This window comes from Pseudomonas sp. CLCA07, assembly GCF_053615335.1.
In genome coordinates this window covers 6,461,094-6,481,055 of record NZ_CM132131.1, presented here as the reverse complement: position 1 = coordinate 6,481,055, position 19,962 = coordinate 6,461,094, and the positions used below count along the sequence as shown (strand labels likewise).

At 56.0% G+C, this 19,962-nt stretch carries 16 protein-coding genes; 5 read left to right on the top strand and 11 right to left on the bottom strand.

Annotated elements, in window-relative coordinates; all coding sequences use genetic code 11:
* Positions 1 to 57: 57 nt before the first annotated feature.
* The gene (locus tag ACWGZX_RS29695) at positions 58 to 2,673 is read right to left on the bottom strand and encodes an AAA family ATPase (protein WP_452626603.1); all 2,616 of its coding nucleotides are present in this window, start codon (positions 2,671 to 2,673) and stop codon (positions 58 to 60) included.
* Positions 2,674 to 3,155: 482 nt separating this feature from the next.
* Between ACWGZX_RS29695 and ACWGZX_RS29690 the strand changes: the two genes are divergently transcribed.
* Complete coding sequence (locus ACWGZX_RS29690; RefSeq protein ID WP_074876652.1) at positions 3,156 to 3,488, top strand: hypothetical protein; 333 nt, start codon at positions 3,156 to 3,158, stop codon at positions 3,486 to 3,488.
* Between the two features lie 483 nt (positions 3,489 to 3,971).
* Here ACWGZX_RS29690 and ACWGZX_RS29685 read toward each other — a convergent pair whose 3' ends face one another.
* On the bottom strand, positions 3,972 to 4,979 hold the full coding sequence (locus tag ACWGZX_RS29685) for a DNA-binding protein (RefSeq protein ID WP_452626602.1): 1,008 nt from the start codon (positions 4,977 to 4,979) through the stop codon (positions 3,972 to 3,974).
* A 180-nt stretch (positions 4,980 to 5,159) separates the two neighbouring features.
* On the opposite strand from ACWGZX_RS29685, the gene ACWGZX_RS29680 reads away from it, so the two are divergent.
* Entirely contained in the window at positions 5,160 to 6,140 is a 981-nt protein-coding gene (locus ACWGZX_RS29680) for a tyrosine-type recombinase/integrase (protein ID WP_046027265.1), read from the top strand.
* 101 nt (positions 6,141 to 6,241) lie between these two features.
* On the opposite strand, the gene norW is transcribed toward ACWGZX_RS29680, so the two are convergent.
* Together norW and norV are read right to left on the bottom strand one after the other, a co-directional pair.
* Positions 6,242 to 7,375 carry an NADH:flavorubredoxin reductase NorW gene (gene norW, locus ACWGZX_RS29675; protein WP_046027264.1) on the bottom strand — a complete coding sequence of 378 codons (1,134 nt, stop codon included), beginning with the start codon at positions 7,373 to 7,375 and terminating at the stop codon, positions 6,242 to 6,244.
* Positions 7,372 to 8,814: an anaerobic nitric oxide reductase flavorubredoxin gene (gene norV, locus ACWGZX_RS29670; RefSeq protein ID WP_046027263.1), complete on the bottom strand. Its 1,443-nt coding sequence runs from the start codon at positions 8,812 to 8,814 to the stop codon at positions 7,372 to 7,374. Before norV ends, norW begins: the two co-directional genes overlap by 4 nt.
* A 158-nt stretch (positions 8,815 to 8,972) precedes the next feature.
* On the opposite strand from norV, the gene norR reads away from it, so the two are divergent.
* Positions 8,973 to 10,496 (top strand): nitric oxide reductase transcriptional regulator NorR, encoded by a 1,524-nt coding sequence (norR, locus tag ACWGZX_RS29665; protein ID WP_046027262.1) that lies wholly within the window; start codon positions 8,973 to 8,975, stop codon positions 10,494 to 10,496.
* Between the two features lie 203 nt (positions 10,497 to 10,699).
* On the opposite strand, the gene ACWGZX_RS29660 is transcribed toward norR, so the two are convergent.
* Entirely contained in the window at positions 10,700 to 11,902 is a 1,203-nt protein-coding gene (locus ACWGZX_RS29660; protein WP_046027261.1) for a cytochrome P450, read from the bottom strand.
* 200 nt (positions 11,903 to 12,102) lie between these two features.
* On the opposite strand from ACWGZX_RS29660, the gene ACWGZX_RS29655 reads away from it, so the two are divergent.
* Positions 12,103 to 12,450 carry a hypothetical protein gene (locus ACWGZX_RS29655; protein WP_046027260.1) on the top strand — a complete coding sequence of 116 codons (348 nt, stop codon included), beginning with the start codon at positions 12,103 to 12,105 and terminating at the stop codon, positions 12,448 to 12,450.
* A gap of 71 nt (positions 12,451 to 12,521) precedes the next feature.
* Here ACWGZX_RS29655 and ACWGZX_RS29650 read toward each other — a convergent pair whose 3' ends face one another.
* Positions 12,522 to 12,644: a hypothetical protein gene (locus tag ACWGZX_RS29650; protein ID WP_259674355.1), complete on the bottom strand. Its 123-nt coding sequence runs from the start codon at positions 12,642 to 12,644 to the stop codon at positions 12,522 to 12,524.
* A gap of 1,333 nt (positions 12,645 to 13,977) precedes the next feature.
* On the opposite strand from ACWGZX_RS29650, the gene ACWGZX_RS29645 reads away from it, so the two are divergent.
* Positions 13,978 to 14,292: a c-type cytochrome gene (locus ACWGZX_RS29645; protein ID WP_046027259.1), complete on the top strand. Its 315-nt coding sequence runs from the start codon at positions 13,978 to 13,980 to the stop codon at positions 14,290 to 14,292.
* 66 nt (positions 14,293 to 14,358) lie between these two features.
* Here the strand turns inward: ACWGZX_RS29645 and ACWGZX_RS29640 are convergent, their stop codons facing one another.
* The 5 genes from ACWGZX_RS29640 to nosZ all read right to left on the bottom strand — a co-directional run bounded on the left by ACWGZX_RS29640 (position 14,359) and on the right by nosZ (position 19,899).
* Positions 14,359 to 14,871, bottom strand: coding sequence for a nitrous oxide reductase accessory protein NosL (locus tag ACWGZX_RS29640; protein WP_046027258.1), 513 nt, complete (start codon positions 14,869 to 14,871; stop codon positions 14,359 to 14,361).
* 24 nt (positions 14,872 to 14,895) lie between these two features.
* A complete protein-coding gene (locus ACWGZX_RS29635; RefSeq protein ID WP_046027257.1) occupies positions 14,896 to 15,726 on the bottom strand; it encodes an ABC transporter permease in 831 nt (276 codons plus the stop codon).
* Complete coding sequence (locus ACWGZX_RS29630) at positions 15,723 to 16,646, bottom strand: ABC transporter ATP-binding protein (protein WP_046027256.1); 924 nt, start codon at positions 16,644 to 16,646, stop codon at positions 15,723 to 15,725. Before ACWGZX_RS29630 ends, ACWGZX_RS29635 begins: the two co-directional genes overlap by 4 nt.
* Entirely contained in the window at positions 16,643 to 17,905 is a 1,263-nt protein-coding gene (locus tag ACWGZX_RS29625; protein ID WP_046027255.1) for a nitrous oxide reductase family maturation protein NosD, read from the bottom strand. Before ACWGZX_RS29625 ends, ACWGZX_RS29630 begins: the two co-directional genes overlap by 4 nt.
* 74 nt (positions 17,906 to 17,979) lie before the next feature.
* Entirely contained in the window at positions 17,980 to 19,899 is a 1,920-nt protein-coding gene (gene nosZ / locus ACWGZX_RS29620; RefSeq protein WP_452626601.1) for a TAT-dependent nitrous-oxide reductase, read from the bottom strand.
* Positions 19,900 to 19,962 lie beyond the last annotated feature (63 nt).

Genomic DNA, 19,962 nt, shown 5'->3' with positions numbered 1-19,962 from the left:
AGCAGCCTCGCGCCGGAGGTTGTCAGGCACTGCAAAGATGCTAACGTAACGGCCGACTCAGCCCCTTCGGCTTCGGATACGCGTAAACAACGTGTTCACGGCCTCAATATCCCCAAGCAACTCATCAGGATGTGTTACGGGACGCTGCTGGCCGGCCGCATGTGAATGCGCGCTCACATTGCGGCAGCATCGGTCGTGCAGGCGTTGCACTTCACGGAATTCCTGCTCCAGCACAGCCATCACGCCGTTAAGCCGACCTACTGAAATTCCATCGCGGAACCGGACAACAGTTTCGTTGAGTATCGTGTCCTCGATACCGATTTCGATCGTCACGCGAAGATCACTGTATGCATTACGGATCGCATACCGCTCAGTGTCTCCGGGAGGGCTGTTGAAGGTTGCTGCAATTTGCTGCTGGTCACGACGGTGTTGCGCGATGCGCTCGCGGTGCCGGCGCATGTCATACGGCAAACCGGCATCGACGTAGCCAGGGCCTTCCGCCCGGTAGCTGATCGACCTCACTTCAGGTGCCAGACCCGCATCTTGGCAGAGCGTTAACAGTTCACCAAAGAATACAGCGTCGTGGGTGAATACAATGACTTGCCGGTTGGCGGACTCTTCGACAATTCGTTGCGCGACGGCGGTTCGATGGCTGTGGTCGAGGCTTGAGACCGGGTCGTCGAAAACGATTCCGGAAGTCGATCCCGACTGGTGAAGCTCAGCGAAGAAGTAGGCAAGCGCACACATACGCTGCTCTGCCTCGCTCAACACTTGGTGCGGGGCAAGCTGGCAGTCCAACAGCTGAATTCCCAGGCGAACTGCCCCGGCCTCACCGGCTGAGCTGACTCCAGCTTCAACGTGCCTAAGCTCCAGCCTAGTGAGCTCCTCGTTCATGCGTCCAGCCAGAGCCTCACTGATGTAAGTCCGAGTCAGTTGGCCAGCCAGCACGCTCATCGGCCGTGTGGCTGCAATGTCATTTAGGCAATTCTGGAGCCGAGCCCTGTGGGCCAGGTTTTCAATCACCCGTGCTATGCCTTCGATATGCTCGGAAAGTAGCTGCCGCGCTTCCAGCTCTTTCAACCGTAGCTTCTTGGCCGCTAAGGCCTCTGCGTCCATGTTTGCGCGCAGGCGGCCCGCCTCTACGCGAAGTACTTCCGCAACCTGAGTGATCGACGCCACCGGATTCGCACCACGATACCCAGGACAGTCCTGCCATACCCCAGTAGCCACCGCACTTTTGAGCCACTGAAGTCGGGCGACCAAGTCATTCTGAAAGGTCTGGATGTCGTCCGGAAGCGCTGGCACACGCGCCCTCAGGCTCTCCAGCATGTTAGGGGCAACTGTGAAGTCGACACTTGCGGGACCGACTTCTCGAACGATCTGCTGCCAAGCGTTGCGTGCAGCCTGAGCAGTCTCCGCCGCCCGGTCTCGAATGTAGTGATCGAATCGCTGCAAGCGGTCCTGCGCTTCAGGACTGAGCTTTTGTTGGCAAAGTACACAGACTGCATCGTCATAGGTGACCGGGAAGGCCTGTCCTGAATATGCAGTGCTGGACGAGTACTCACGAGCAGCGTTGAATAGCAACGCCCAAGGACCTTGCCCCGTTCCAGGAAGTAGCTGTGTAGCATCTCCTGCCTGCAACATGGCGGACGCTGCACGTTCAGCTGTCTCAGCCTCAACGACGGCTCGATGTACCTGGTGCTTGGCATCGATAGCCTCATTAGACACTACGCTGGCCACCACAGCGATGAGGCTGGCCAATTCATCGACCCGCGTTGCAGCATGGTCAAGTAGCGAGGCCTGGGCAGTTGGGTCCGCTTCGCTGATTTCCTGCGGAAGTCGTAGACGCTCTGCCTGCTCATCATCGGCGAGCGTAGCCAATTCAAGCGCTCGCGTCAGATCAGTGGTTGGGCCAATCGGATGCACCGCCCGTCCGGCATCGGTGTCGGACGGAATGACAGTGAACGGTGTCGTGTCTGTTGCAAGGCCCGTGATCTCAGCCTGTAGCGCGGGGCGCAGAGCCTGATTGAGTCCATTCGCCAACTGCTGGAGATAAGTCAGAGCAGATGGCTGAAAGTTGGCAGCTTCTCGTGACTGGAGGTAATGCCGAGCGCAGTCGCCATCGAAAACGGAAATGCCCCGGAGTTCTGGCTGCGGTATGTTATCGCGATGACTGCTCCAGGTTGTCTGTTCGGCAGCGCCGTCCAGCGCGAAGTCAATAGCAGCGCTTGGTATGAGTTGCTGGTAATCCGCAGCGTAAGCATTGGCGTAGACAGCACCTGGGCTCCGAGCACGGCACGCCTGCTTCAGCACCCGTGCGTAACCGGACTTCCCCGTGCCGTTTCCGCCGTACACGATGGTGAGACCATGCGGCTGGAAGTTCAGAGCCTGACTGTTCGGGATCTTCCCCACGTTAGTAAGTGAATGCAGGGACTGCAATACGACGGTGTGGTCCCGATTCGCCTCGGCGGGAAAATGGTCTGCGGCGAATAGGACAGGCTGAAGAACCGGCAGAAATGCGCTTCGCACACCATGGTGTTGCTTAGCGAGATCGAGAATTTCGACAAGATCCTGATCAATCCAGTCACCCTGGACACACAAACGGCGCAAGGCGTCGCTGCGCCACGGCGGCAGCCTTTCCGACCAAACCAGCACTTCCTCGTATATAGCCATGCTTTAACCTCTAAGTCCGTGAGGTTGTAAGGATAGTGCACCAGTCGCTACCTGGTGGCCGGCGAGCTCTGAGTCTGGATGACGACGCCCGCGACTCCGTCGCCTTTTGACAACCTGACTGTATGGCATAGTGGTCCTGCTTCCGCACACAAAGAATCAGCTGCTCTCAATGCGTAGGTAGAGCAAGTGCGAGATACCAAGATCCCATTTGGCGAGCACGTCGGTCGTTCTCTCAACCGGCAGTTTCCGACCCGAAACCGGACTCCGCGAAGGACAGTTATTGGCCGTTCTCTGCCGGTCATGTCCAAGAATTGTGCTGGTCAAATCCGATGCAAATGACGGGTCAAATCGAATGCAAATGGGTGGGCAAGTCCGTGTCATTACCCAATTGGATCTGAGTAGGTGGGACTATCGACTGGACAAACTCGCCATGCTGATAGAATGCACTCGCTGCTCATAACCTCCCCCTCTTGAGAATTGGCATGAATCCAGATTTAACTGAAGAAGAAATGCGCCGCGCGCTGTTCGGTGGTAGCGAGCAAGCTCCGCAATCCAGTGAATCCCCAGCGCAGAAGCCCGTCTCGGATATCGTGATAAGACAACCAGCAAAAGTGGCCGAGAAAAAGAAAGTCGCGAAAACATTTACACCCAGGCTGAGAGTCACACTTCGAGTGGGCAATGAATTTGAAGGCGAGACGCACGAGATGGTTCATGAGGCCGATACGTTAAGTACCATTTTAGCCGAGCAAGAAGCTACGAGGGCAGCCAAGAAAAAATTCCGATTTGTGGAAGTGGTTTCGATCAAGTCAATGTAAGAGAACTTTCCCAAGGCTTGCGGGCAAGGTGTGGAACGCTTTTCACTTGGCGAATGACTCGAACGATCTCTTTAGGATGGGGGATCCAGGCCTGATGTCATTGATGGGAATCGACCTAGTACGGTCTGTCGATGCCGGCAGTTTATCCCCGATTGCCGCCGCTGATATCCGAAGATCGTTTACAGCTACAGCGTTGTGCAAGCGAACGCGGAAGTGTTTTTGGTATGCAACATAAAACAATCTCTAGAAGCTCACAGCGGCGTTACTTCACCCCTGATACACATGAGGCTCCCCCGTGTCCATTTTGGGCGCCACCTTCTTCGCTGGAGACTTCAGTCGCCCAGCACGCTTCACTGGCCCCGAATAATGGCCCGAGGTAACCATCTGGTTCAGGCGCTCATGCGCATGTTTGAGGTCAGAAGGGCTTGCCACAAAAATGCTATACACCATGTCAAACTTGATCAAGTTAGCTCTCCTCTTCCCTTATCGTGGGGAGCTTTCATTGTCAGTGTTTGGATGAGCCGTGGCTTGCCGCAACTGAGTGAGCTCCGCAGAATATTGTTCCGACAGTCTTTGGGCTTCGGCCAATTGCGCGCTTGCCTGTGCCAGGTCCTCCTCTAGTCGCTTAGATTCGGCGCGCGACGTACCGAGCTGCTCTTGAAACGCTTCCTTCGCTCCGACTGCCTTGGCAACAGCTGTCTTCATTGCAGTAATCTCACCGGTCAATCGAAGCGCCGCGTCTTCCTGCGTCGCGACCACTTTACTCTGCTGGCGAGCCTCACTCAGTAGGCGCTCATTATCTCTGTTCAGTCGAGTCAGCTCATCCTGCTTGAGCATCAACGTTTGCTGCAGCTGTCGCAGCTCAACCTGAACTTGCTGCACCTGCCCTTCGTGACGACGTTGCTCTTGGTCGCGCTGATCCTTTACGGCCGATCGGTAGTGCTCAAGTGCGTCACGAGCATGCGAGTGCTTTTCTTCCAGCGAGCGAATCTGCTCGTCTTTCTCATGCACCCGTACCCCTAGGTCAGCACAGCTTTGGCTCAAGCGAGCATTGCGGGTGAGCTCGGCTTGCAGGCTTGTCTGACAAATCTGCAGCTCATCCGCTTGAAGCGCTATCGCTCCTTTTTGACTATCCACTTCACGCTGCAATGAGTTGAGTTCGGCACTCAAGCCGTCGAGCTTTTGCTGCAGTTCGCTGCGCTGCTCGTCGAAGCGCACCTGGGCGTACGCAAGAGCTTCGCCTCCCTCCTCCGTCATTCGCTCTAAGATACCGGCTACAAGCTCGGTGAGCTCATCACTTAATCGCTCTCGGGATGCTCGAGGTCGAGGGTCAAAATCTTCTATTTCCTTCAAATAACGGTGAATGGTCGTCTTCGAGCCAGTATTTCCCAGCTCGATGCGCACGGCGTCGATGCTCGGATTCTCTCCCCGAGCAAGCAGCGATTCCCGGGCTTTTTGGACAATCGCCTTGTTAATTCCGCCGCGTGCCATTTTCCTCTCCTACGATTACGTACTGTTTTACATACCACGTATATACATAGCAGTTTACTGTTAAAAAAGAACAATATGACAACCTTTCTTTGATAAAATAATCGAGCGTTATCGCATCATAGAGCTGTTTTTTGCTTTTTCCAGCGTCGGAAAAGGTACGTTTGGTGTAGAAGGGTCGAGATGAACAAGGCGGATCGTTACCTGCAGGCCGGCACCCGGGACAACACCCGGCGCAGCTACCGTGCCGCGGTGGAGCACTTCGAAGTCACCTGGGGTGGTTTTCTGCCGGCAACGGGGGACGGCATTGTGCGTTACCTGGCGGAGTACGCCGATCAGCACGCCATCAGCACCCTCAAGCAGCGTTTGGCCGCCCTGGCCCAGTGGCACATCACCCAAGGCTTCCCCGATCCGACCAAGACGCCGGCGGTGCGGCAGATGATCAAGGGAATTCGCACCTTGCACCCGGCCCAGGAAAAGCAGGCGGCTCCCCTGCTCCTGCAGCACCTGGAGCAAGCTGTTCAGTGGTTGGAGCGAGAGGCGGAGCAGGCGGCCGCGCGGCACGACCTGACAGGCATGTTGCGCAGTCGGCGTGACATCGCGCTGGTGCTGATTGGATTCTGGCGCGGGTTTCGTGGTGATGAGCTGTCACGTTTGCAAGTGGAGCACACCCAGGCGCAAACGGGCGTGGGCATCACGTTCTACCTGCCGCACAGCAAAGGCGATCGCCAGCACCGCGGCACGACGTTTCGTACCCCGGCGCTAAAGAAGCTCTGTCCGGTCCAGGCTTACATTAACTGGATCACGGTAGCCGGCATTGTGCAGGGCCCAGTCTTCAGAAAGCTCGATCGTTGGGGGCATCTGGCTGAAGACGGCTTTAACGCCAACAGCCTGATTCCACTGCTGCGGCGAATTTTCAATCGCGCGGGTGTGTCTGGCGATCTGTACACCAGCCACTCGCTGCGTCGCGGCTTCGCCACATGGGCGGCGGCCAATGGCTGGGACATCAAAGCGCTGATGACCTACGTCGGTTGGAAGGACATGAAATCCGCCATACGCTACATCGACACGGCAGATTCCTTTGGAGCATTGGCGACAGGTCAGCCGCTCACCTCATCAGCTGTTCCCCACCCGCAAGCGTTGACGGTTGCTGGAAAACCCTAGGGCCAGATGAGGTTCACATGGGTAGCCATACTCCAGCTCGCAAAAGTCTTCTGCATAGTGCGATTCGATTGGTCGATCCGGGTGAGCTCTGCCAATGTGATTTACAACGAGAGTTGCCGTAGTAATGTAAAGGCCTGCTTCATTTGGTCTTCGCTGACGACGAACGCCCGTAGCTGCCCTGCCATGTCCAGCCCTTTGGCTACCAGCCCCTGTGACTCAAGGCTGATCTGCCATTGCAAGTCCTTCCGGTTGGTTTCTCCGGCCAGGTGCAGTGGCATTTCCGGGGTCTTGATCTTCACCAGCATCGCCGGGAACTTCACTTGCTCATCGCCACCCAGCACATTACGAGCCAGGGTCATGGCGCTTAACTGAATGGGTTGCAGAAACGGCAGCAGCTTGCCCTCGATTTGCGCGCAATCGCCGACGGCAAATATGTGTGGGTCAGAGGTGCACATGCGTTCATCAACTTCAATGCCACGATCCACCCGTAAACCAGCCTGCGCCGCCAACGTCGTATCAGGTTTCAACCCAATTGAGGCAAGGATCACATCGGTGGAGATTTGCCGGCCATTGGACAAAGTCGCCAACAGGCTATCGTCTCTCCTTTCAATGGATTCCAAAGCCTGGTTGAACACCATTTCCACACCCATCTGGCATAGCCGATGCTGCAAGCGGCTACTCACCTCAACAGGCAGCAACGAGGCCAGCAGGCTGCAGGACTTATCCATCAGTACCACTTGCTTTCCGGCACGATTGACATCCATGGCCAGTTCACTGCCAATCAAGCCGGCCCCCAGAATCAGTACGCGCTCTGCCGCTCTCAGAGCATGTTGTGCATGACGGTATTCTTGCTGACTGTTCAGAGTCACCATCCACTCCCGTCCGGGAATCGGCGGAACGATGGCTTGCGCACCCGTGGCAAGAATCAGTTTGTCGTAGCTGAATGCCTCACTGCCGGCGCTTATACGCTTGTTTTCGCGATCAATTGCAGTCAGCTGGCAATCCGCATTCAGGGTTAACCGATACATCTCGGCAAACTCCGCCGCAGACTGACGAGTCATGTCGTCCGCTGTCTGATTGAGACTGATGACGTGACTCAGGTCGGGCTTGTTGTACTCATCGCAACTGTCTGCAGCGATCAACCGAATGGGCACCGCTGCATCGAGCCTGCGCAAGTTCTTGACCACCTGACGAGCCGCGAAGCCGGAGCCCACAATGACGATTTCCTTGTTCATTTCGCCTCCGAAGCAAGCTCATCGAATACCGATTTACCCAGTGAACATTCAGGGCACAGGAAGTAATCAGGCACATCGCACCAAGCCGTATCGGCCTGCACATCCTGCATCGGCTCCCCGATCGCCGGGTCGTAAACCCATTGGCAGACACTGCACTGCATGCGCGGGCCGTTGTCCGCGATGGGTTCCGCCTGGGCAGATGCGGTGGCTGCAGGTCGTGCGACTTGTGCGTCCGTCGATGGATGCAGCGCCCATTGCCGAGCGATTTCGCGGCCATGAGCTCGGCAAACCTCAAGCGAGTCACCGTCTGGCCGCCACTTGGCTTTGAGCGCCAATGTGGTTTCAAAACCAGCGTCCATCAAGCGCGTCTGGATACGGTCTACCGCCCCACCATTCCAGCCGTAACTGCCAAACGCCGAAGCCTTTTTATTACGAAAACGCAGCCCGGCTATTTCCTCCAGCAGGCCGGCGACTTTCGGCATCATGACGTTGTTCATGGTGGACGAGCCCACCAGAACACCTTTTGAGCGGAACACGTTGGTCAGAATCTCATTCTTGTCGTGGCGCGCGACGTTGAAAATCTTCACCGCCACACCCGGATCGACTTCGTGAATGCCTTGTGCGATGGCGTCGGCCATCATGCGGGTGTTGTTCGACATGGTGTCGTAGAACAGTGTGATGCGGTCCTCCTGATAGTCCGCCGCCCATTCCAGATAGCGGTGCACAATCTGCGTCGGATTATCACGCCACACCACGCCATGGGCGGTGGCAATCATATCGACCGGCAGATTGAAACCGAGGATCTCGGTAATCTTGGGAATGACCAGGCGACTGAATGGCGTAAGGATGTTGGCGTAGTAGCGTTGGCACTGATCGAACAGTTCGTTTTGATCCACTTCATCATTAAACAGGTGTTCGTCGCAGTAATGTTGGCCAAAGGCGTCGTTACTGAACAATACGGCATCGCCGGTCATGTAGGTCATCATGCTGTCTGGCCAATGCAGCATCGGGGTCTCCACGAAAACCAGCTGTTTGCCATTGCCGACATCCAGGGTGTCGCCGGTATGTACGACGTGGAAATTCCACTCTGGATGATGGTGATGACCGTTAATCGAGTCCACGCCATTGGCGGTGCAATAGATCGGCGTATTCGGGATCCGCGACATCAACTCTGTCAGCGCCCCTGCATGGTCCTCTTCCGCATGATTGATGACGATATAGTCCAGCGTGTTCAGGTCGATTTCCATCGCCAGGTTCTGTATGAACTCCCGGCTGAACCTGTGATCAACCGTATCAATCAATACGGTCTTTTCTTCACGGATCAGGTAGCTGTTGTAACTGCTACCTTTGTGGCATTTGTATTCTGTGCCATGAAAGTCCCGCACTTCCCAATCGCGCTGACCGACCCAATGAATGTTGTTCTTGACGTGAATTGACATGGCTACCTCAGTATAAAAATGATGTTCTACACCGAAGATGGCAATGTTCGTGCCAGAACATAAGTTATTGATTATAAAGATAAATAAAACAACGATTGTCAATATGACATTGTCCGACTACTGTCTTTATGACTAATTCATTGTCAAAGTGACAAAACATGAGTCTCTCCGTTGAATCCCTGGCACGCATCGCTATTCAGTTGCAAAGCGGCATTTCCCATCAGGACCGCTTTCAACGTCTGATCAATACCTTGCGCCAATTGCTGGGTTGCGACGCCTCTGCCTTGTTGCGTTATGAACAGCGACAGTTCCGTCCGCTGGCGATTGACGGCCTGGCACCGGATGTTCTAGGGCGCCGCTTCAGCCTTGATGCACATCCGCGACTGGAAGCCATCGCTCGCGCCGGTGACGTGGTTCGCTTTCCGGCAGAGAGTCATTTGCCTGATCCCTATGACGGACTGATACCGAGCCGGCAGGACCTCAAAGTGCATGCCTGTATCGGATTGCCGTTGTTCGCGGACCAGACGCTGATTGGTGCGCTGACGATCGATGGCATGGACCCGGCACAGTTTGATCACTTCAGCGACGAAGAGCTGCGATTGGTGGGAGCCCTCGCTTCTGCTGCCTTGGCCAATGCATTGCTGGTGGAGCAACTGGAAAGTCAGACCATTACTCCTCTCTCCATCAGTAATATCCCGGCGGGCAAACCCGACACCGAAATGGTCGGGCTCAGCGAAGTCATGCGACAGTTGAAAAGAGAGATCGAAATGGTGGCAGGTTCCGACCTGAACGTCTTGATCACTGGAGAAACCGGAGTCGGCAAGGAACTGGTCGCCAAGGCCATACATGAAGGTTCATCACGCGCAGGTCAGTCTGTGGTCTATCTGAACTGCGCTGCGCTGCCGGAATCAGTCGCTGAGAGTGAGTTGTTCGGCCATGTCAAAGGGGCTTTTACCGGCGCAATCCATCATCGCACCGGCAAGTTCGAAATGGCTGATAACGGCACACTGTTTCTCGACGAAATCGGTGAACTGTCACTGAATCTGCAAGCGAAACTGTTGCGGGTACTGCAATACGGCGACCTGCAACGGGTTGGTGACGATAACGTCTTGCGGGTCAACGTACGGGTGCTTGCCGCGACCAATCGTGATCTGAAGCAGGAGGTGTTCAACAATCGGTTCCGTGCAGACCTGTTCCACCGTTTAAGCGTATTCCCTGTGCATGTACCACCACTGCGTGAGCGTGCGCAGGACATCACGTTGCTAGCGGGTTTTTTCTGTGAGCAGAGCAGGGAACGCATGGGATTGAAACGGGTGGCTCTGGCTGCCAACTGTCTGTCGTTGCTCAAGCAGTACACGTGGCCAGGAAACGTTCGCGAACTGGAGCATGCTGTTTATCGAGCGACAATCATTGCTCGTGCGACCCAGCAAAGTGACGAACTACTGCTTGAAGCACAGCATTTCAATCAAGTACCCGAGCAGATGGATACGCCGCCTGTTGCTCTGGATGTTCCTTTCCTCGGCGTTGACCAGGGTCTGCGGGATGCGACGGATGACTTCCAGCGTCAGCTGATTGACAACACGCTGAATAATTGCGCAAGGAAATGGTCTGCCTGTGCTCGAATGCTGGATATGGACGTGGCCAACCTGCACCGACTGGCGAAGCGGCTTGGTTTGAAATAACACTCACGGCCGATCAGGGCTCAATTCAGCCGGAACCAAGCATTGATCGACTGGCCGATTGCAGGTCAGTCAAGGCCGCTACCGACACCGGCGTTGCGAAGCTGCATTACCCGACGCACTACCCTCTAAGCTGACGTCAATCATGCTGACCTACATGTCGGTCTCGCCGCCAAGCCGCCCAGCATTAAAGGACTGTCCCGGGATCATCGGATCTCGCGGGTCAGGCAGGCTCCCAAAGTTTGGGAAGACGGTTTTTGAATCCGCAGGGGTAGAGAAGAAAACCCGCTGGCAGGGAAAAACGCGTTCACTGGTTCCTTATCCGGCACCAGTGTGATCCGGTTTGTGCGTCCAAGCAGTTCTTCCATCACGATCCGTAGCTCCAGTCTGGCAAGCGGTGCACCGGGGCAGACATGAATGCCGGCACCATAGAGCAGGTTCAGCTCGGGATCGCGATCGAGGCGCATTTCATCGGGATCTCCAAAGACCGCTTCATCCCGATTGGCGGACGCCCAGTTGAGGGCGATACGCGACCCCTTTGCCAGCGTGCGCCCGCCCAGCATGACCTGTTTCGTAGTCATCCGACGGTTCATAATCAGCGGTGCATGAATACGCAGTATTTCATCGATGGCGGCAGGTAACAGCGCGGGGTGTTCGCGCAATTGCTGCTGCCATCCGGAGTTGATGGCCAAATAATGCGCGAGAATGCCGACTGAGGCGGAAATGGTTCCGAGTTCGCCGACCGTCCAGTTACGTAAAATACTGACGATCTCATCGTCTGTCAGAGGCCTTCCCAAGGACTGATCGCGTAACAAGATGGTCGTAATGTCGTTCGGCGCAGCAGCGCCGGCTGTACGGCGCACCTCCAGCAGATCCTTGATGTAACCGTCAAACTCGAGGGCCACGGCGGCCAGGGCAGCGTCGTCTCTGGCCAGAGTGGCCGCGTGATTCTTCAGCGTCCACAGGCGCAGCGGTTCATGAAGATCGGCCGGCCAGCCCAGCCAGGCACACTGGATCTGCAACGCAAAGATTTGAGCAAATTCCCCTATCAGTTCTGAAGGGCCTTCATCCGGTAACGCCCGCACCAGACGAACAGCTATATCACGGCACACCGGGGCAAAAGCATCCATATGCTCCGGGCTGAAATAAGGCTCGATGAGGCTCCGGTACACCGTATGCTCGGGCGGATCCATGCCATTGGGGACCGAGGGGAAACGCGAGACGGCATTACTGAAGGATTCATGATCCTTAAGTACGCGCAGCACATCCTCATGCCGGAATAAGGACATATAGCCATATTGACTGTATGTGACCGGGCAACGGTGGCGCATGTCGTCGTAGGCTGTCGTCTGATCCTTTAACACAGCTTCAGACCTCGGATCCCAATCAGGTAGTGATTTCTCGTCCATCGTTTACTCCATAAACCCGTCCCACTGAATCTGGAAACTAGGTAGTAAGGTTTGTCGACCTACCCGTACTCGGTCGGGACATGTCGTAAAAGCCCGCTAGACTGAAACCGTGCACGACGTCCACTACGTCGGCATCACCCGGGTGAAGTCTGTACGGGCTTGTAGGGAAAATCGGGCCACTAGCTGGCCAGGGAGACATGATGAGTAAGCTTCAGCAGTGGTTAAACTCGCAGGGCAGCACTGCGCTGTGGGTGGTGTTCTGGCTCTACGGCGTAGTGCTCAGCAATTTACTGTTTGGCCTGATCCTGGTCGCCTTCAACAAAGTTGCCCCCTCCCTGTTTGGTCTGATGCTGCTGGGTTTTGTGGCCTACACCGCTTCCATGCTCAATGCTGTATGGCGCAATGCGGATAATGTCCGTGACCCCGTCCACGGTCAGATCGCTCGTTTCCTCACGGTGGCCTGGTCGATCAACGCGGTATTGGTTTCGGGGTTTCTCTTCCTGAGCCATCTGAATGCCATGGCCTTCCCCCTACCGCTCCCTTTTTAACTCCAAATAACCAGGGCCCTTAATGTGGGCCTTGAACGTTAAAGCCTTGATTATTTAACTTCTCGATCTGGTCAGGCCTCAGCAGCCCCCTCAGCTATTGCGTCGAAAACAGCGGCAGGCGCGCAATGGTCAGCCTGGGCGATTTCAATCTCGACGATGGCATCCCGGGCGTGATCGGCCTTGACCCAGGTCATTGCGGAGTCACCGATTATCGCGCCAATTGATTGTCAGCATAGTTGATCAATATCAAGTCCATGATTTCTGGCGATCGCCATCACCGTTTTCAACGCTATCTCAAGCGCAACAACTCGATGTTCGCTCCTGACGCATAACCGCTCTGTAGAACGTTAAGCGCAGTTCAACCCTTCCCTTCAACGAATTACCTCAACCGACGATAGATCAAACACAACCTGTCGCAGTGGATCTCAAAGGATGAAACACGTGACACCCGTCAGCCGGCCTTCTCACCTCACCGAGGTGGCACCATTGCCATGCCAGTTGACGACAAACAGTTTTTCTCAACTAGGGTTTCTACCGTATCGAACCGCGCCTGGTTTGTTTGGCAGGCTCAAGGGGAGACAGAGGACATCGATTCGTGTTGCTAAGCAAACCTATCGTAGTTGGCGCTCAAACTTGCTTGAGCTTAAGGAGAGAGACCATCATCTGCCCCCTTCAGACCACCAGGCACTTGAAAATAACTTGGCGGAGAGAAGACTGCTGCACATCAGCAACTCTTGCGGCTAAGATCGTCGCAACGCTGATCCGACTCAAAACGACAGACATCAATAACTGCCGTCACTCACGCGGATAAATGATCGACTGCCGGCACTCTGCCGGCAGCGCCCATCCCCTAATGCTCCAGCAACTCCTACCCCGACTCCGACGATATTTGGCGCCCTGCAGAACTCGATTTAATTTAGCGGACGCGCCCAGGAGCTACCTCCTACGGGAGGAATGGGATGGCATGGGCGGTGGATATGATTGACTTTCCGAATTCCTCATAGTCAAAACAACAACTATTTCAGCAAAGCTTTACTTCAAATAAGTTTTCTTTTTTTTCGAGAAGCGATTTTTAATTTAACCACCGCGGACATATTACCGAGCGCACACAGGGCTTTCTTGACGTCCAACATATCCTTCCCGCAACGCTTTAAATTCAATATATTCTAGTGACTTACGCAACACCAACTTAAAGGAACGATTATCAAGATAAATCACCAGCACTCAACTCCGGGAGTTGCGAATGCGACACACTTAGCATGCAACAATTAATTCTCCACTGGCGACAATTAACCACACGCCTTCCAATACATCCTGATAAAATTGAACGATTGCTCAAGATGGTAAATCTAATAAAGGTGTAAAGAGCGTTTTTACACAAGTCGGCTCCCAACCGACAACATCAGCACCTGAAGAAATGAGTTTGTATTGCCGACAAATTCACCCTAATAATATTCAATGCGATGCCTGTTGAATTAACCGGAAGCGGGTCGTTTCGAATCTGCTTCTTTGTCTGAGGAGACACTGATGAAAAGTATTCTTGTTCCACTGCTGGCCTTGGGTGCCGCGCTGACGCTGCAGTCAGCTCAAGCCGTTGATGGCGAGGCGCTCTTCAAGAGCAAACCCTGCGTTGGCTGCCATATGATCGACGCCAAAATGGTGGGGCCAGGCTACAAGGAAGTTGCCGCCAAATACGCCGGCCAGCCCGATGCATCTGCCACGCTGATCAAGAGCATCAAAGAAGGCAGTACAGGCAAATGGGGGCCGATCGCAATGCCGGCCAACCAGGTAACTGATGAAGAAGCGAAGACCTTAGCCGACTGGATCCTGACGCTGAAGTAAGATTTGAGAAAAAACATCCAGATCGCAGAAGCGAGTCCGCTCTCTTCTGCGAAACGGGCCGCTCGGCTACATCGTCGGGGTTTGTTGCAAAAGACTCAGATCGATTTCCTCAAAGCGCAACACCCTGCCGCCCTGCTCGCTGGCCAGTTTGCGTGCAGTCGCCTCTTCGGAAAATGACGCTAGGACAACCCCCATGGACCCTTTAAGCTGAGTGCCGACGACATAGTAGGCTGTGGTTGCATCAATCAGATAATGGTCGTCGGGTTTCTCCCAGACACTTTTTCCCATGTCGTGCACATACAATTTCGCCTCAGTGTGGTGATTCTCTGGCTGAAGCCACCATCCGAGCATTTCTGCGGTGGAGCAGAACTTCTTGACCGTGCCTTTCTCCACGACCTCGCCTTTGGGGCCCGGAAAGTCGGCGATGACCATCCCGCAGACATGACACTCGTCACTCTGATGGAAGGCCACGGGCCCAGGGGTTTGCTTTTCCTCTGCGCGATCGTTGCACGCCGCCAATCCCAAACAGGTAATGATGACGACCATAGCGCGGGGCCAGGCCAGGTACATAGTGTTCATCTCATTGTTCCCGAGTGAAAAAAATCAAGACAGCCGACGGCGAAACATCCAGTAAGCCAACAGCAGCGAAACCCCTACCCAGATCAGCAGACAGAGCCATAGAAGCGAAGCCGGTACCGGTAAATCGCGACTCAATGCCATAAGACCGACGGCATTGCCGCTGCCTTCGAAACCGGAAAGATTGATCAGGCGATAAATGTCGGTCGGGTTGAGTAGCAGTAACCACGGCAACAGATCCGGGTTGAAGCTGCCTTTACTGAGCACCAGCAACGCCAGCAGCGCCAGATCGAACACCAATACAAAAAGGAACCACACACCCAACGCCATTCCGGCTGCACTGGATTTTTCACTGGCCTTGCTGCTCAACACGTAAGCCAGCGCCAGGAACACCCAGCCCAGTAGCGTGGACGACACCATGAAACGGCCGAACGCCCAGAGCAACAGCCCCAACTCGACATCATCGACCAACAAGGCGATGGCCACGGCGGCACAGCCGAATCCGATCAGCGTGGCCAAGGCCAGGATCAGGCCGTGACCGACAAACTTGCCCAACAGGATTTGTCCACGGCCCAGCGGATAGGTCAGCAACAACATCAGCGTGCCGCCCTCGTCCTCGCCGACGATGGCATCGTAGGCCAGCAATAGCGCGATCAGCGGCATCAGAAAAGTTGCCAGGCTGGCGAGGCTGGCGATGGTTGCCGGAATCGACGTGAAGCCCAGTTGCCCGGATGCCGCCGCACCGAGCCAGGCGATACCCACCGCCAGAATGGCGAACAACAGGCTGATTGCCAGAAGCCAGCGATTGCGCAGCCCGTCGCTGAACTCTTTGCCGGCGATACTCCAAATCTGCTTCATCGATGAGGGCCTTCTGTTTCGGTGGTCACGCGACTCATGTAATAACCGTAGAGGTCCTCGAGGGACGGCTGCAATATCTCGATGTCCTGGGGCTGATCCTCGTGGAACAACTGACGTAACAGATCGACTTTATGGCCGTTGACAGCTATCACCTCGACTCCGTTGCCGCCCATGGCCGTGGCGGTGTGCCCGGCGGCATTCCAGCACTGCAACCACTGCTCTCGTTGGGAAAGACCACTGGCACGGATGCGCGCCGGCAAGTCGGCGTCTTCGCGCAGGCTGGACAGGCTCCCGATCGCCTGTAAGCGGCCATTGGCCAGAATTGCCGCACGGTTAATATGCGCTTCGACGCCTGCCAACACATGGGAGCAAAGGATGATGCTCGCGCCCTGTTGGCGCAGACGGTCGATCAACAGGTAAAGATCCTGGGTAGCGATCGGGTCCAGCCCCACAGTGGGCTCGTCCAACAGCAACAGACGCGGCTCGCCGAGCACCGCCTGAGCCAGGCCCAGACGCTGGCGCATGCCCTTGGAATAGGTTTTCACCCGTCGGTCTGAGGCCCCCGTAAGGCCGACCTGCTCGAGCAAGTCGTCCACTTGCGTCAGGGCTGCGCCTTTTAGGCGGGCGAAATACCGCAGGGTTTCGCGGCCACTGAGTTGAGGGTAGAACGTCACGTTTTCCGGCAAGTAACCCAATTGGCGACGCACGTCGGTTTGTGCGGGTCGGCAGCCGAGTACGTGCACCTGACCGGCGCTGGCCTTGAGCAGACCAAGGATCAATTTCATCACCGTGGTCTTGCCCGCACCATTGTGGCCAAACAAGCCCAGCACCTCGCCTTCACCCAGACTCAGGGTCAAATCGTGCAACACGGTCATGCTGCCGTAACGCTGGCTTACGCCTTCGATCTCGACGGCGTTCATAAGGTCGGCCGCTGTGTTTGAGGCATCGTGGGAAGGTTCATCAGCGGGAAACTGTCTTTGACCCCCGGCGATTTCGTCACGGGGAAACTGCTCTGAACCCAACGCAGTAATTGAATGCTCGGGCTATTCATCAATAGACGGACTTGCGGGTACAGCCACAACAGACGGTCGACGTTGTCGTTGGGCTCGTAGATCACGTCGCCCACCGCATCGTTATTGCGATCCCAGCCCAGGTAATCGCTCCAGTAATTGCCCCGCCCCTCGGCCGACCATTCCTGTAAGCGGGTGGCGACGTATTTGACCTGCTGTTGATTGTCGACGAAGGCGTTGTCGGTGATCCGGTTGTCTTCGGAGCCGGCGGTGAGGTGAATCCCTACGGCGCTGCGCTCAAAGTGGTTGTGTTCGATGACATTGAACAGCGAGTTGTAGATGAACAGCGCCTTGCCCTCGGCACCGCTGACCATACCGCCATCGGCAGAACCGCTGCGCACATCGCTGACGAAGTTGTCGCGCAATTCGGAATAGGTGATGTAGTTCATCAGGATGCCATAGCTCTCGTCCTGCTCGGAACGGTTGCCAATCACCGTCAGCTTGCGGCTCTGCATCAAGGCATAGCCGGTGCGTGTACGGCGGGTGGTGTTGCCGAGCAACTGGTTGTCGTTGGCGTACATGTAATGCACGCCGTAGCGCAGGTCTTCCAGGGTATTGCCCTGCAGCAGGTTGCCGTTCGAGGTGTCGATGTAGATCCCGTCGCGGGTCAGCCGCACGTGATTACCGATCACCTTGGCGCCGTGCACGGCGTACAGATGAATCCCGTTGCCGCGATCCTGGGAGCGGATGCTCGGGTCACCTTCGATATCGTTGTCAATCAAGTTGACGTCGTGGGTGCTGTCCACCCAGATGCCGAAGCCTGGCCCTTTCATGCGGTTGTTGCGTATCACCGCCCCCTGGGCTTTGGGACCGATGAAAATCGCTGAGTTCATAGCCGTCATGTCGCGCCCCCAGTCAAGCAATGTGCAGCCCTCGATCCGCACGTCGGGGGCGCTGATGAACAGAGCATTGCCCTGCCCCTGCGCATTGATGACGGCACCTTTCTCGCAATCGATCTGCATCGGCTGATCGACACTGAATTGCCCTTGGTATTCTCCGGCCGGCAGCTTCCAGTGGAGATCGCCATCGGGTTGCAGGGGCAACTCGGTGATGGGCCGTGGCGACGCGTGGGCGAATACCGATAGAAACACCAACACCAAAAGTGCCATGCCGTGTAATGAGTCATTTGCCAGGGGTCTGAACACTGCGTTTACCTTTTCGCGGCCCTGATACGACCAGCCGCTCAAGCCTTCTCGACGAGCATCCGGCCGACCATTTCCATGTGCAGCGCATGACAGAACCAGCTGCAGTAGTACCAGTGCAACCCCGGCTTGTCGGCGACAAAGGTGATCGACGATGTCTGCTGCGGGCTGATCTCCATGCTTGCACCGTGGTTGGCCATGACGAAACCGTGGCTCACATCTTCCACCTTATCGATGTTGGTGATGGTCACCGTGACCTCATCACCCTGCTTGACGGTGAACTCGGTGACACCGTAGACCGGGGCCATCGACGTCATATAGACACGCACCTTCTTGCCGTCATGGATGACCTTGTTGTCGGTCTCCAGCTTGATTCCGTCTTTTGCGGCGATCGCCACGGTCTCGGCGAAAAACGGGTCGTTGCGGTCCCAGATCTTTTTGGTCCGGATCTGGTCGCGACGGGCCATGACGCAGTCGTGGGGTTCGGCGAAGGCCGGGCCGTCGTGCACCAGTTTCATCTCGTCGCCGGAAATATCGATCAACTGGTCGTTCTCCGGGTGCAGCGGACCGGTCGACAGGAAGCGATCTTTGGAAAACTTGCTGAGCACCACCAGCCACTGGCCGTCGGCCTCACTGGTTTCGGTCAGCGAGGCATGGTTGTGGCCCGGTTGATACTGCACGTCGAGTTTCTGCTTGATGCAGTTGACCTTCTCACCGGTATACGCGCGAACGGCTTCATCGACGTTCCACTTCACCACCTGGCTGTCGATGAACAGTGTGGTGTAGGCATTACCGCGGCCGTCGTAGGTGGTGTGAAGCGGCCCGAGCCCCAGTTCCGGCTCGCCGACCACCACGTCACGCGGGTCCTTCAATTTGTCGTCGAACAGATCGTCGAGCTTGGCGGTGGCGATGATCGTGCAGGTCGGCGAGAGTTTGCCGGCGGCAATGAAGTACTTGCCATCGGGCGTCATATTGATCCCGTGGGGGTTCTTCGGCACCGGGATATAGCGCGTGAAATCGCTGTCCTTGCCTTCGGTTTTACGACCATCGACCACCGGTGACTTGGCGTCACCCAGGGTGATGAACTTGCCGGCCTTGATCGCCGCTTCGATGCGCGGGATGTTGAACACCACCACCCAGTCGCGCTCGTTGCGCATCATGCCGCCCAGGTCGTAGGCCTTCTCCGAGTTGTAGCAGGTCGAAGCGGCATACTTGCCGGTGTAGTCGGCGTCGGTGTTGTCCAGATTGCCGTCGACGATGACCTGGAAGGCCATCTCCATTTTTTCGGCGTCAATGACGTTGAACATGGTGTAGCTGTTCTTGTCCTGCAGGTCGAAGGTGCTGCCGTCATTGGGGTGCGGAATGACGAACTCGGAATTGGCAAACACATATTGGGTGTGGGGCATTTTCTGCAGACGCAACCCGTGAATGGCCTGCACGTTAGGCACGGTGAGCATCTTGTCGCACTTCATAATGTCCAGACGGATACGCGCAACGCGGCTGTTGGCCTTGTCGTTGATGAACAGGTATTTGCCGTCGTATTTGCCGTCGGTCATGGACAAATGCGGGTGGTGGCAGTCGCCATTCTGGAAATGTGCGCTGTCGCCCATGATCCGTTTGCTTTCGTTGGTCAGGCCCCAGCCGGTGGCGGAATCGACGTTGAACACCGGGATGCGTAACAACTCACGCATCGACGGAACGCCCATGATCCGTACTTCGCCCTGGTGGCCGCCACTCCAGAAACCGTAATACTGGTCCAGCTCGCCCGGCCCCACATGAATTTTCGATTGCGCGTCCTTGGCTGCCGCCGCCCAGGTCTCGCGGGTGAACACCGCACTGCCAAGGGCGGTGCCACCTGCCAGCGCGACGCCGGTCAGGGCTGAAACGCCGAGGAAACCGCGTCGGTTAAGGCCTGTGCCCTCCACCGTTTCATGATCTTTTTTCGACTTGTTATCGCTCATGGGTTTTGCTCCATCGGAGGCAGATAAAAATAAGCTGGGTCAATCGAGTCTTGATCCCTCGCG